The 13571-nt window shown below is 71.2% G+C and carries 11 protein-coding genes; 5 read left to right on the top strand and 6 right to left on the bottom strand.

Features of this window, described 5'->3' with window-relative positions; translation table 11 throughout:
- Positions 1–32: 32 nt before the first annotated feature.
- The 3 genes from C8E96_RS27820 to C8E96_RS27810 all read right to left on the bottom strand — a co-directional run bounded on the left by C8E96_RS27820 (position 33) and on the right by C8E96_RS27810 (position 2478).
- A complete protein-coding gene (locus tag C8E96_RS27820; protein ID WP_228770318.1) occupies positions 33–254 on the bottom strand; it encodes a hypothetical protein in 222 nt (73 codons plus the stop codon).
- 76 nt (positions 255–330) lie between these two features.
- Entirely contained in the window at positions 331–1371 is a 1041-nt protein-coding gene (locus tag C8E96_RS27815; RefSeq protein WP_091383585.1) for a DUF1702 family protein, read from the bottom strand.
- A gap of 129 nt (positions 1372–1500) precedes the next feature.
- Positions 1501–2478 (bottom strand): hypothetical protein, encoded by a 978-nt coding sequence (locus tag C8E96_RS27810; RefSeq protein ID WP_091383586.1) that lies wholly within the window; start codon positions 2476–2478, stop codon positions 1501–1503.
- A 310-nt stretch (positions 2479–2788) separates the two neighbouring features.
- Between C8E96_RS27810 and C8E96_RS27805 the strand changes: the two genes are divergently transcribed.
- From C8E96_RS27805 to C8E96_RS27790, 4 genes are all read left to right on the top strand, one after another.
- On the top strand, positions 2789–7300 hold the full coding sequence (locus C8E96_RS27805; protein ID WP_091383587.1) for an acyltransferase domain-containing protein: 4512 nt from the start codon (positions 2789–2791) through the stop codon (positions 7298–7300).
- Positions 7300–7740: an acyl-CoA thioesterase gene (locus C8E96_RS27800; protein ID WP_091383588.1), complete on the top strand. Its 441-nt coding sequence runs from the start codon at positions 7300–7302 to the stop codon at positions 7738–7740. Before C8E96_RS27805 ends, C8E96_RS27800 begins: the two co-directional genes overlap by 1 nt.
- Before the next feature lie 115 nt (positions 7741–7855).
- Positions 7856–8650, top strand: a complete 795-nt coding sequence (locus C8E96_RS27795) for a TIGR03084 family metal-binding protein (RefSeq protein WP_091383589.1) — start codon at positions 7856–7858, stop codon at positions 8648–8650.
- Positions 8651–8834: 184 nt separating this feature from the next.
- Positions 8835–10430, top strand: a complete 1596-nt coding sequence (locus C8E96_RS27790) for an acyl-CoA carboxylase subunit beta (RefSeq protein WP_407642687.1) — start codon at positions 8835–8837, stop codon at positions 10428–10430.
- A gap of 8 nt (positions 10431–10438) precedes the next feature.
- On the opposite strand, the gene C8E96_RS27785 is transcribed toward C8E96_RS27790, so the two are convergent.
- Together C8E96_RS27785 and C8E96_RS27780 are read right to left on the bottom strand one after the other, a co-directional pair.
- Positions 10439–11365 carry a hypothetical protein gene (locus tag C8E96_RS27785; RefSeq protein WP_091383591.1) on the bottom strand — a complete coding sequence of 309 codons (927 nt, stop codon included), beginning with the start codon at positions 11363–11365 and terminating at the stop codon, positions 10439–10441.
- Between the two features lie 49 nt (positions 11366–11414).
- Positions 11415–12425 carry a beta-ketoacyl [acyl carrier protein] synthase domain-containing protein gene (locus C8E96_RS27780; RefSeq protein WP_091383592.1) on the bottom strand — a complete coding sequence of 337 codons (1011 nt, stop codon included), beginning with the start codon at positions 12423–12425 and terminating at the stop codon, positions 11415–11417.
- Between C8E96_RS27780 and C8E96_RS27775 the strand changes: the two genes are divergently transcribed.
- Positions 12414–12722 carry a DUF7677 family protein gene (locus tag C8E96_RS27775; protein ID WP_228770320.1) on the top strand — a complete coding sequence of 103 codons (309 nt, stop codon included), beginning with the start codon at positions 12414–12416 and terminating at the stop codon, positions 12720–12722. The genes C8E96_RS27780 and C8E96_RS27775 overlap by 12 nt on opposite strands.
- On the opposite strand, the gene C8E96_RS27770 is transcribed toward C8E96_RS27775, so the two are convergent.
- Positions 12716–13300, bottom strand: coding sequence for a DinB family protein (locus C8E96_RS27770; RefSeq protein ID WP_091383594.1), 585 nt, complete (start codon positions 13298–13300; stop codon positions 12716–12718). The two genes, C8E96_RS27775 and C8E96_RS27770, sit on opposite strands and share 7 nt — an antisense overlap.
- Positions 13301–13571 lie beyond the last annotated feature (271 nt).

Raw genomic sequence — 13571 nt, 5'->3', positions numbered from 1 at the left:
ACCGGCACGGTGGACCCGCGGGTGATCATTCGTCATGCCGCACGGTCGATCAAGGCCGCCGAACGCCGATGGGCCAACAGCGCCAACGCGCTCACCTGATCGGAGTCCGGGCCGCCCTCGGCCGCGATCTGCTCGAGCAACCGTGCCTTGCGCTCGTACCAGGCCGCCACTTCCGCCTTGCTGGCTTGCGGTCCCGGCACGCTCAGAATCACCTGGGTGATCTCCCTCAATCCGCTCATGGCCACCGCCGTCATCGAACGTCCACACCGGACGCGGGTGCGGCCGGAGCTGCCGGACGACCTTGATCCGCGGGCCGCGACGGCACGGTCTTCAGTGCAACGCTTCCCCCTCGGGGACTCGATCCGCGGACGTCTGGGCCACCGCTTGGGCGACTGTGGTGGCGACGAGCCGGGTGCGGATCCGCTCGCGCCAGCGCTCGTACGCGGGATCGAGGCCCGTGCCCCACGGGTCGGCCGCGGTGCCGTCGCCGATCTCGACCGCCGCCGACACCGAGAGCCCCGTGAGGGCCCGGGCGGCGAGTTCGCTGTGCGGGGGAGTGAACCCGGCGTAGGTCCGCGCCTTCAGCGCGAACACCACCCCGAGCGCGAGTTCCGCCCAGTGCGCCCCGGACGCCGCGCGCAGGCGGATCAGGCCGGGTTCGTCGCAGCCGCCCGCGAACGTCGCGGCCAGGCCGACACCGCTCCACAGGTCGGCGTGCCGGTGCGGGGCGAACCGGTTCACCGCTTCGGTGACGGCGTCGGGACGGGCCCCGTGGATGAACCACAGCGCGCGGCCGACCCCCTGGTCGAAGGCCCGCAGGAAGTACTCGCCGGAGCCTTCCCACGGGTAGGGCTTGGGCACCCGCTGCTGGTCCACCCAGCGCCTGGTCTGGAAGTAGGCGCGGTCGAAGCCGTAGCCGTCGACGGCCAGCCAGGTCATCGTCGGGTGGTACGGCGACGCGGCCAGTTCGGGGATGACTTTCTTCCACAGCACCCGCGGCAGCCGCGCCATGGCGAACCCGATGCCGATGTAGGTCAGGAAGAGGTGCGGCTCGCCGGGACCGTCGAGCAGTTCCTTGGCGCGCTTCCCGCGTCCGCCCGCCATGGCGTCGCGCACGGTGGCCGCCATCGCCGCGCCCTCGTAGGCGAAGCCGCGCTGCCGCGGCTCGACGAGCGCCAGGCGCTGTTCGACCTCCCACAGCGTCTTCGCCTCGATGCCCCATTCGAACCCGCAGATCACCGACCGCGGAATCGCCTCGAGTGTCTCGGCGGCGGGTGAGTCCGCACCCGGGAAGCCGCGGACGCGGAAGGTCACGTCGGCCAAACCGGGTGTCAGGAGAACTCTGCGTAGCGTGCCGAGAATTGTCGGCATCGATGTCACCCCGCCTTCCCGACCATGGTCGGGTGTCCGTTACTCCCCGCGCATCTCCCAGAGTGCGGAATCGAATGAGAAGAACGCCCTGCCCGAATCGGCAGGGCGTTCCACTCGTTCAGTGCGCGATCAGGTCCAGGGGGCGAGCGGATACCACGGCAGGATGCCGCGCCCGGCGAGCAGCCGGACATCCCAGTAGAGGAAGGTGAACACGCCCGCGGCGATCAGCGCGGACGCGGTGACGATGGCCATCCGGCGGGGGTCCGCGGCGAACCAGCCCCGCAGTTTGCCGCCCAGGACGGCGCTGGTCACCAGCAGCAGCACCGCCATGATCAGGATGTTGCCGAGGGACTGCAGGGTGAACGCGGCGGCGCCGTAGAGCGGGTTCCCGCTCTCGGCGGCGTCGCGGAACAGCTGGCGGAACAGCCCGAACGGCCTGCCGATCAGGAAGCCGCCGACCAGCGCGCCCATGAACAGCATGGGAGCGTTGGGAAAGCGCTGGGACAGCTTGGCGAACGGGTCGCGCACGACACCGAGGGCGGCGAGGCCGAGGTAGACCATGGTCAGCCCGATGAGGCCGAAGACGATCATCGACTGGATGCTGCGGCCCGACAGCGTGCCCGCGACGTTCTTGGCGGTGGAGAACTGCGGCATCGACGTGCCCACGAGCCCCACGATCGCACCGTAGGTCGCCGACACCGCGGTCATGCCGACCGAGAGCCACAGCAGTGGCCGCAGCGTGGCTCGGACCCGGCTCCAGCGGGTCGCCGTGGTGCCCAGGATCGGTGTCATCGCACCGAATACCGCGATGTTGCACGCGGTGAAGGTGCCCGCCAGGCCGGTGACGAAGGCGAAGGCGATCCCGCCCGCGATCCCGCCGATCTCGGCGCCTTTGGCCGGGTGTCCCAGCATGCTGTCGGCGATGCTGTCGCCGATGGTGCTGTCGACGAACTTCGCCGACCACACCACGGTCAGGAGGAAGCCCACGAGCGCGCTCAGTCCGATCACCAGCCCCCGGCGGCGCGGGAAGACGCCGCTGACGAACGTGGAGGTCGATGCCTGCTCGGCGACCGGCTCCCGCGCCTGTCGGATATCGCTGCTGCTCATGCGCTGTCCTTTTCGGATAAGTGGCAGGTGCGCCTGCGAATGGCGGACATTCGAGACTTGGGGATCGTACTGAGCGGGCCGGCGGGAATGCGTCAGTCGGCGAAAATCCGCACGTTGAAAGGGGTTGTCCGAATCAGGGGTCACCCATACGGCGCAGGATCGAAGATCGGTACTCGCACGGCCGGAGACGACACCGATCGCGTTCCGCCGCAAACTTGGACTCGCGAAATGGTTGCGACGATTGTTTATGCGCGGCCCGGAAATGTGAACAGTGCCGGAACGGTCCAAATCGGTCCAGGGGTGGTGAGGCGTGGGCAGTGAGCGGATCGCGATCGTCGGCATTGGTCTTCGTCATCCCGGCGCGGGTTCCCGGGAGGAATACGCCTCCGCCGACTGGCTCGCCCTCGCGGTGACGACCGCGGCGCTGGCCGACGCGGGCTTCCCCGAGGGCGACGGGCTGCCCGAGCGGTCCACCGGGGTCGCGTTCGACTACCGCCTCACCGGCGAGTTCTCCGGCGCGAATATGGAGACCCTCGCGCGTGGCCTGACCGGCACCGTCGCCGGGCGCGTCCGCGACCACTTCGCCCTCGCGGACACCCACTCGTCGTCGCCGCTGTCCGTCGCCACCACCGCCAAGGCGTTGGTCGACGGGGATCTGGACGTCGCCATCGTGGGTGGCCTCGACCTGGCCATCGACCCGTTCAAGGTCGTCGGCCTCGCCAAGGCGGGCGCGTCCACCACCGGCGAGCTGAAGGACCCCAACGGTTTCCGGCCGGGCGTGGCAGCAGGCGTCCTCGTGCTGATGCGCGAGTCCGATGCCATCGCCCGCGGCGGCAAGATCTATGCCCGCGTCTCCGAGTGGGGCACCGCGGGCATCCTGGATCTGATCACCAACCAGGACGCGGAGCTGCTGCTGTTCGACGCCGACGACGTCGAGGGGCTGCGCGCCAAGCTCACCCGGGTCACCGCGCGGGCGCACGAACTCGCGCCCGCCGAGCTCGCGGCCACGCTCTCCACTGAACTGGCGGGCGGGCCACTGCGCGCGGCGGTGGTGACCAGTTCCCCCGAGGACGCCGAGCGCAAGCTCAACCTGCTGGTCGCGGCGCTCGACGCGGGGCAGACCGCACTGTTCTCCCCGGCCGAGGGAGTATTGCTGGACAGCCGGTCAGTCGCGCCGAAGCTGGGGTTCCTGTTCCCTGGCCGGGGATCGGGACGCGGAGTCGGCGCCCTGCGCCGCCGGTTCCCGGCCGCCGACCACGTCTTCCACTCCGACACGCTCGTCGGCGACCCGACCGCACCCGAGGTCGTGCAGGCACGCGTCGTCACCGGCTCGCTCGCCGGGCTGCGCGTGCTGCACACCCTGGGCATCGAGGCCGACATCGCCGTGGGCCACAGCCTCGGCGAGCTGACGGCGCTGGCCTGGGCGGGCGCCATGGGCGGGCCCGAACTGCAGGAGCTGGCCGGGATCCGCGGCCGGATCATGGCCCAGGCCAGCGACGGCGGCGGCGCGATGGCCGCCATGCTCATCGACCCCGCCGGCGCCGAGGGCCTGATGGCGGGCCACCCGGTGGTGATCGCCGGGTACGAGAGCCCCGAACAGACCGTCATCTCCGGGGCCGCCGAGGCCGTCGACGCGGTGTGCGCCAAGGCCGCCGCCGAGGGCGTCACCGCCATCCGGATCAACGTCCCGCACGCCTTCCACTCGCCGCTGGTGCGGCGGGCGGCGGAGGCGATGACCGACCGGCTCGCCGAGCGGCCCTTCGAGCGGCTGGTCCGCCAGGTCGCCTCCACGGTCACCGGCGACGTCCTCGACCCCGACACCGACCCGCGCGCCCTGCTGGTCGACCAGGTTCTCCTCCCGGTGCGGTTCACCGAGGCCGCGGCCCGCGCCGCCCGCGACGTGGACCTGCTGATCGAGGTCGGCGCGGCCGCCGGCCTCACCAGCCTGCTCGGACAGATCGCACCGGACAAGCCCGTTCTCGCGCTCGACACCGACAGCGACTCGCTCAGCCCGCTGCTCACCGTGGCGGGCGCGGCGTTCGTCCTCGGCGCACCGGTCGACACCTCCGCGCTGTTCGGTGACCGATTGCTCCTCGCACTCGACGGTGAGACGACCCCCTCGTCGAGCCAGTGCGAGGCCGCGCCCGCCATCGGCGCGGACCTGGTGGCCCCCCTCCACCAGGACAGCCATGGCGGCGGGGTCGCGTCCGCGGGGGGCTCCACCCCCTTGTCCCCAGCGGACGCGACCCCGGCGGACACGCGGGTCGACGACCCCGCCGCGGGCGGTCCCTGGGTCCGCCCGTTCCTGGTCGAGCACGTCCCGCAGCGACGCCCGTCGGTCGTCTCCGGTATCGGCGCGCCCGGGCAGTGGCAGGTGTTCGCCCCGGAGGGCCACCCGCTGGCCGAGCCGCTGCGCGCCGCACTGGCGAAGGCGGGCATCGGCGACGGTGTCCTGCTGTGCCTGCCGAATGACGGCGAACCCTATGTCGACCTGGTCCTCGCCGCGGGCAAGGCCGCCGTCGCCGACGAAGGCCGATTCGTCGCCGTGCAGCACCGCCGCGGCGCCGCCGAGTTCGCCCGCACGGTGCGCCTCGACACGCCGACGACGCGCACAACCGTCGTCGGGCTGGCCGACACCGAACCGTCCACACCGGACTCGATCAGGGTGGCCGTCGGGCGGGTCGTCGGCGAAGCGGCCGCCACCAACTGGTTCTCCGAGGTCCGTTACGGCGCCGACGGCACCCGCACCATCCCGGTGCTCAAGGCGCTGATCGCACCCGCCCGCCCCATCGGCTCCTCGCCGCTTGACGGCACCGACGTCCTGTTGGTCACCGGTGCGGGCAACACCATCACAGCCGACTGCGTGCTGGCCATCGCCCAGGATTCCACGGCCAAGCTGGCGCTGCTCGGTGAGGCCGACCCGAGCGAGAACCCCACGCTGGCCGGGACCCTGGCCCGGATGGCGGCCGCGGGCGTCGACTACCGCTACCAGCGGGCCGACGTCGCCGCCGCGGAGGAGGTCGCCGCCGCGGTCGCGCGATTCGAGGCCGAGCTGGGTCCGGTCACCGCGGTCCTGCACGGCACCCGGGCCAGTCCGTCCGAAGAGGACCTCGGACGGACGTCCGCGCCCGAGATCACCGAACTGCGCGCGGTGCTTGGTGCGGTGGACCCTGGCAAGCTCAAGCTGCTGGTCACCTTCGGCCCGGCCGGTGCGGCGCATCACCCCACGGCGACCGACTGGATGTCCGAGCTGACGGTCGAATTCGGCGGGAAGCACCCGGACACGCGGGTGCTGGCGCTGAAGTGGTCGGACGCTGACGGCGTCACCCCGGACAAGGGCATCGCTGTCCTGCGTGAGGTGCTCGCCGACCCGAGCGCCGGACCGGTGGTGCTCATCAGCGGCCGCACCGCTGGTCAGCCCGTGATGGAGGACATCGAGCTGACGATGACCCGGTTCGTCGACCACGTGGTCGCGCACTATCCGGGCATCGAGCTGATCACCGAGGTCGAACTCTCCGTGGCCGACGACCCGTACCTGGCGGACTACCTGCTCGACGGCGAGCCGCACTTCCCCGCCACGATGGCCTTGGAAGCCATGACGCAGGTCGGTTCGGCGCTGAGCGGTTCGGAGAGCGCGCCGCTGCTGGAGAACGTCGAATTCCTTCGCCCGATCACCGTCCACCCCGGCGGGTCCACCAAGCTCCGGCTGGCCGCGCTGGTCCGCGACACCGAGACCGTCGACGTCGTGGTGCGCGGCGAGGAGAACGGGTTCAGCGTGGACCACGTCCGCGCCACCCTGAAGGCGCGCCCGGAGCCGCCGCGGTCGGCCGCCCCCGACCCTCGGCTCCCCGCGGTCGCCTTGAACCCGGCCGAGCTGTATGGCAGCGTTCTGTTCCAGGGCAAGCGGTTTCAGCGCGTTCGTGCCTACCGTAAGGTCAGCGCGCGCCACGTGGTGGCCGAACTGGGCGGCACGACGACCGCTCCCTGGTTCGCCGCGCACCTGCCGCGGCGGCTGCTGCTGGCCGACCCCGGCACCCGCGACGCTGTCATGCACGCCATCCAGTGCTGTGTCCCCGAGGAAATCCTGCTCCCGCAAGGTGTCGAGCGGCTCTACTTGGCACAGTGGTCCGAAGAGGACCCGCAATCGGTGGTCATGGACGCCCGGGAACGCCGCCACGACGGCGAGTGCCACATCTTCGACGTCGACGTGCGCACGCCCGACGGCCAGGTCGTCGAGCGCTGGGAAGGCTTGTTGCTGCGGTCTGTCGGCCGCCGCGATGGCGCGCCGTGGGCGCCCGCGCTGCTTGGGTCCACTGTGGAACGCTCGCTGGAGCGGGTGTTCGGCGGCAGCCGGTCCGTCGTCGTCGAGCCCGACGCGCAGGGGCGGCGCCAGACCACACTCGCCGTCAGCAGGGCACTCGGGCGGACCGCCGAGGTGCGCCGCCTCCCCGACGGCGTAGCCATGTCCCATGGCGCGGGCCTGACCTTCGTGGTCGTCGGCTCCGGCAGGCTCGACTGCGCCATCGAGTCCGCCGCCGACGTGGACTGGCCGGGCCTGCTCGACGAGCAGCTCGCCCTGCGGGACCTGCTCACCACCGAGGCGGCCGACAGCGCCGCGGTCGCGGGCACCCGGATCCGGGCCGCGCTGCGGGCACTGGGCAAAACCGGGGCCGCGGGCCAGGCGCTGACTCTCGACCGCGTCCACCCCGATCGCTGGGTGGTGCTGTCCGCGGGCGACGACAAGATCGCGACTTGGGTCACGACGGTCAAAGACCGCCCCGACCCGGTCGTCTTCGCGGTCCTGTCGGGAGAGGAACGCTGATGGCGGACTACTTCGAGCTCCGGCACACGGTGGGCTTCGAGGAGACCAATCTCGTCGGCAACGTCTACTACGTCAACTACCTGCGGTGGCAGGGACTGTGCCGGGAGAAGTTCCTCAAAACCGAGGCCCCGGAGGTCCTTGAGGAGGTCAAGGGGGACCTGAAGCTGTTCACCCTCAAGGCCGAGTGCGACTTCTTCGCCGAGATCACCGCGTTCGACGACCTGTCGATCCGCATGCGGCTCGAAGAACTGACCCAGACCCAGGCCCAGTTCACCTTCGACTACGTGAAGCTGCACGACGACGGTGAGACGCTGGTGGCGCAAGGGGTGCAGCGCATCGCGTGCATGCGCGGCCCCTACCCCAACACCGTGCCCGCTCGGGTTCCGCTGGAGCTGCGCCGGGCGCTGGCTCCGTACGCGGTCGCCGGGGTCTCGACCTAGCCGCCGTCCGCCGACCCGGCACCGGACGTGCCGTGCGGGCCGCAAACGTGGAGACGACCCCGCGGGGCGGCCTGACGGATCCTGGAAGTCATTCGCTCGCGAAAGGACAACCGCCGTGTCCGATCTGCAAGACGTGATCATCGCGCTGACCGTTGAGGGCGAAGAGGTCGACCGAATGGTCGCGGGCCTCACCGCCGAGCAGTGGGGGACGCCGACCCCGTCGCCGGGGTGGACGGTCACCCACCAGGTCGCGCACCTCGCGGCGACGTTCCGGCTGGCGGGCCTGGCCGCGTCCGACCCCGCCGCCTTCGGCGCCCTGGCCGCGACGCTGAGCCCGGACTTCGACGCGAACGTGACCATGGCGATGTCGCAGTATCTCGGTGACCCGACCGAGGTGCTGCTCTCCCGCTGGCGGTCGGACCGGGACGACGCGATCAAGGCGTTGGCCGCGGTTCCGGCGGAGTCGATGGTGCCCTGGCTGGTTCGGCCGCTGCCGCCCGCCATCCTGGCTTGCGCGGGGATGATGGAACTCTTCGGGCACGGGCAGGACATCGCCGACGCGCTCGGGGTTCGGCGGACGTTCTCCGACCGGCTGCGCCACCTCGTGGCGTTCGCGGTGCGGACGTGGGACTTCGGGTATCTCGCTCGCGCGCTGCCCACACCGGACGCGGAGTTCCGGTTCGAGATCACCGGGCCCTCGGGGGCACTGTGGACATTCGGACCCGCCGACGCGGCGAACCGGATCTCCGGGCCCGCGGTGGACTTCTGCCTGCTGGTCACGCGGCGGCGCCACCACAGCGACTTGGCGGTCGAGGCCGCGGGCCCGGAGGCCACGGCCTGGCTGGAGATCGCGCAGGCGTACCGCGGGCCCGCCGGCGACGGTCGAACGCCTGGCCAGTTCGCGGCGTGACGTGATGTGTCCGGCCTCGCTCAGGGTGGCCGGACGGCAGTGGCGGTGCGGGGTGCGGGTGCGGTGAGGCGCCCGCCGACGGGACGAGGGTGAGTCGAGTGGTTGTCTGTCTCTTGTGGACCGCGCGATGAGCGCGCCGGAGTTCGAGTTACCGGACTCGCCGCCGCCTCCGCTGGGGGAGCGGATGCCCGGCAGGCATTTGCGTCGGGTCGAGCCGCCCGCCCCGCCTGCCCGGTCCATGCGGCTGCTGCGCGCCGAGCGGGACGCGTTGGAGAACGCTGTCCTCGAAGGCAAGCCCGAGGCCAACGCGCGGATGCGGGCGCAGGGCAAGCGAACGGCGCGGGAGCGGCTGGAACTGCTCCTCGACACCGGATCGTTCACCGAGTTGGAGATGTTCCGCAGGCACCAGGCCCGCGGGCTGAAGGTGGATGAGACGCGGCCGCACTCCGACGGTGTCGTGGTGGGGTCCGGCACCATCGACGGGCGCCGGGTTTTCGTCTACGCGCAGGACTTCACGATCTGCGGCGGGTCACTGGGCGCCGCGCACGCGGCGAAGATCCACAAGGTGATGGACCTCGCGCTCGCCGCCGGGGCGCCGATCGTGGCGCTCAACGACAGCGGGGGAGCGCGCATCCAGGAGGGTGTGCTGTCCCTCGACGGGTACGGCGGGATCTTCCGCCGCCAGGTCGAGGCGTCCGGGGTGATCCCGCAGATCAGCGTCGTGCTCGGGCCGTGTGCCGGTGGCGCGGCCTACTCGCCCGCGCTGGCGGACTTCACGTTCATGGTGCGCGACACGGCGAACATGTACCTGACCGGGCCCGACGTGGTGGCCGCGGTGACGGGGGAGCGGGTCACGCACGCCGAACTCGGCGGGGCCGACGTGCACGCGACCCGCTCGGGGGTGGCGACCTTCGTCCACGACGACGAGGACAGCTGCTTCGAGGACGTGCGGTACCTGCTTTCCCTGCTGCCCGCGAACAATCTCGAGACCGCGCCCGCCGGGCCCACCCAGGGCGCCGTCGACGACGTGCGGCCCGCGCTGGCCGACATCGTGCCCGTGGAGCCGAACCAGCCCTACGACATGCGCTCGGTCGTCGCCGAGATCGTCGACGACGAGGACTACCTGGAGGTCCACGAGAACTGGGCCGCCAACGTCCTGTGCGCCTTCGGCCGCGTCGACGGCGAGGTCGTCGGCATAGTGGGCAACCAGCCGTTGGTCCTGGCGGGCGTCCTCGACGCCGCGGCGGCCCAGAAAGCGGCCCGGTTCGTCCGCTTCTGCGACGCTTTCGCCATCCCACTGGTGACGCTGGTCGACGTCCCAGGTTTCCTACCGGGCACCGAACAGGAATACGCGGGCGTCATCCGCCACGGCGCGAAACTGCTCTACGCCTACTGCGAGGCCTCGGTCCCCCGGATCCAGGTGATCGTCCGCAAGGCCTACGGCGGCGCCTACATCGTGATGGACTCCCGCTCCATCGGCGCCGACCTCGCGTTGGCCTGGCCCACCAACGAAATAGCCGTCATGGGCGCCGCCGGAGCGGTGGACATCCTCTTCCGCAAAGAACTGGCCGCCGCCCCCGACCCCGAAACCCTCCGCGACACCCTCCGAGCCGAGTACGCCGACCAACTGACCCACCCGTACTACGCGGCGGAACACGGCCTCGTCGACGACATCATCGACCCGACCAAGACCCGCGCCGCCATCGCCCGCGGACTGGCCATGCTCCGCACCAAACGCAAGCAGGCGCCGCGGCGCAAGCACGGCAACATCCCACTCTGACGGGCCAGTCAGGTCGACTGCGCCCATTGCAGGCCGTTGCGGCCACGGACAAGCCCGAGCGACCGGAACACGATCAGCGGTTCCGCCGCGTCCGGCGACCCGACCGCGAGGATCGCCGAGGTGGGTTCGGCGGGTGAGACCCTGAGCTGGCGCACGATGTGGTGGGCGTACGCGTCGGTGTCGATCCGGCTGCCCTCCGTGCTTCGGGGTTCCCACAGCGCCAGGTCGTGCGGAAACGCCCGGTTGATCTCCAGGATGACCTGGTGTCGCTCGAGGTCGACCGAGCACCGGATCGGCCCGATCCGGGTTCCGTCGCGACCCACGTCGCACACCCACGTGGTGCCTGCCGCCTCCACCGCGCCGAGCGGAGGCAGACCGAGTGGTTCGGCGAGCGCGGACAGCTCGGTGAGCAAGTCCGCGGTGGCGGCGAGGTCGAGAGCCGCGGTGGCGTCGCGTGGGTCCTGGGCCAGCCGCCGGTGGCAGTCCAGCCCCGCCGACACCGCCACCACGCCCGCGCGGGTGACTGCGGCGGCCGCGGCCTGGGTCTCGCCGAGGGCCAGGGCGACCAGGATGAGCCAGCGGTGGGCGATCGCCGAATGCAGTGGCGTGTCCTGCGAGGCTCCGATCGCCTGCAGGAAACAGGTGAGTGCGTCCTCTTGCCGCGCGGTGCGCCGGGTCGCGTTCGTCACGTGGGCGGAGAACAGGAAGTGCTGGACGCCGGTGCGCAGCGGAATCAGCGATTCGCGGTCGGCGAAGTCGAGCTGCCGCTCCCGCGGCGGATCCATCCATCGCTCCAGCGGCGACTCACCCGCCGCGAGGGCGTCGAAGACCTCCGCCGTCAGGGATCGGAGGTCGCCACCGCCTGCGAGGGCGGCCACGGTCGGTTCCAAGCCGAACCTGGTGACGACGTCGTGGACCGCGGTGGACGACTTCATCTCCGTGCACCTCGGGCTGTCTTGTGGATGGTGGCGACCAGGCGCGAGATTACCGCCCGCCAACCCCCGGATGAGGCCGATTCCGCAAAGTCGCGGGTGGCTCGCCGATCAAGAGGTGCACGAAGGTGCCGGACAGGCCGTAGGTGCTCACGCCCGCGACAGCCGGGCCCGGGGCGGGCCATTCGACCGTGTCGGGGACGAGGGCGAGCCCGCTGTTCTTCCAGTCCACACTGGAAGTCGGGTTCGAACAATGCGGGCTCGCAGGCACCAGGCGGTGCCGCACGACCAGGGCGGCCTTGATCAACCCGGCGAGCCCGCCCGCCTCGGGGTGGCCGATGTTGGTCTTGACCGAGCCGACCAGGCACGGCCGCCCGGGCGGGCGGTGCACCCCGATGGCGGCGCTGAGCGCCCGCGGTTCGATCGTGTCGCCCGCGGGGGCGGCGTTGCCGTGGGCCTCGACGTAGCCGATCGCGGCCGGGTCGATGCCCGCGGTGGCGCACGCCCGGCCGATCTCCTGGAGGTAGCCCTCCACCGATGGTGCGATGATCGCCTTCGCCGTGCGGCACTTGCTCGCCTGCGCGCTGCCCAGGATCACCGCGTGCACGGGGTCGCCCCCGGCCGTGGCGTGGCTCAGTCGCTTGAGGACGATCACGCCGACGCCGTCGGCGCGGACGAACCCGTCGGCGTCCTCGCCGGCGAAGCGGCAGCGGCCCGCGGCTGACAGCATGCCCGCCGCGGAGTAGCCGACCGTGTGATCGGTGCCCAGCACCAGACTCACCCCGCCGGCGATGGCGGTGTCGCACTCGCCGGTGCGCAGGCTCTGGCAAGCCAGGTGCACGGCGAGGGCGCCCGACGAGCACGCGGCGTCGACAGTGGCGCAGGAGTTCGAACCCCAGCCGTGTGACAGGTCCGCGGTCGGCCGATCGCCACGACGGGGGAGAACGTGTCGGTGTGCTCGACGGGGACCAACCCGATGCCGGAGAAGAACTCCGCGTGCACCGCGAGCGCATCGGAATCCGGTCTGCCTTGTGTCGGCTAGGTTCCCCGCATGCCCACACATCTCAGCAACGGCGCTTCCGGCGCCATCCGGCGCTTCGCCGGATGGGTCGCCCGCGGCTCGGTCGGTCACCCCATGCTCGAAGGGATCGACTACTGGGACGCGCTGCGCGACTCGCCTTCCTCGATGGAGATCTGTTTCGCCGTCTTCGCCAACGTCCTCGAACTCGACGACGATGGTGAACCCACCAACGAGAAGCACGCCGAGCACCGCGCCGCGTGCTGGCTCTACGAGTACTGCACAGGAAACCAGCCGCCGGGGGAACCCGAGATCGAGCCGTGGGAGTGCGAGCTCTACTGAGCCTCGCGGGCGGTCGTCTCCAGTCGCTCCCGGTACTCCGACCACCAGGCCGAGTCGTCGCTGGGCATGTTGTCGGCGTCGACCCGAAGGCCGGTCGCTCCATCGATCAGTTCCCGCACGATGTCCGCGTGCCCGGCGTGGCGGTGGGTCTCGGTGGCCATGTGGATCAGGATCCGGTGCAGTGTGACCGTGTTGCGGTCGGCATCCCAATGCGGCACCCGCCCCAGGGACTCCAGGGTCAACGCTGTGATCGTCGCGTCCGAGTGGGCGCGCACCCGTTCGTACAGCCCGAGGATCTCGGCCCGCGACTCGTCGGCCGTCGCCCACATGTCCGCGTTGGGTTCGGCGTCGTCGGCCATCCAGGGGAAGGTCTGCTCGAACGGCCTGCCGAAGGTGTCGCCGAAGTAGGCGATCTCGCAGCCGGCGACATGCTTGACCAGCCCCAACAGGTTGGTCCCCGTCGGCGTCATCGGGCGGCGGATGTCGTACTCGGAGAGGCCTTCGAGCTTCCACAGCAGCGCGTCGCGGCCGAGGTTGAGGTAGCGGTGGAGTTCCGCCTTGGGATCTGATCCGGTCATGCGAAGAGCATCGCATCCGGCACCGACAAGGGCCTCAGGGTCTGGCCGAGCCCCTGCATGACACGGCCAGACCCGGCGCTCGGGTCACAGCGAGGGCATAGACCCGCGAACGCATCCCGCTCCGGTGAGGCGCCCTAACCGGCGAGACGTGACCCACTGTAGGGCACTACTCACGGGTACCGCGACCCGTACGGGTGGAGTTCCGCGATTCGCCATCAGGAATACGGAAAGGCGAGGGCCGGGCGTGTGAGGTACGTCCGGCTCTCGCCTT

Origin of the sequence: Actinokineospora alba (assembly GCF_004362515.1) — a bacterium.
GTDB classification, from domain to species: Bacteria; Actinomycetota; Actinomycetes; order Mycobacteriales; family Pseudonocardiaceae; genus Actinokineospora; species Actinokineospora alba.
Note: the sequence above shows the minus strand (reverse complement) of the source record. Positions and strands in the feature narration are given on the sequence as shown.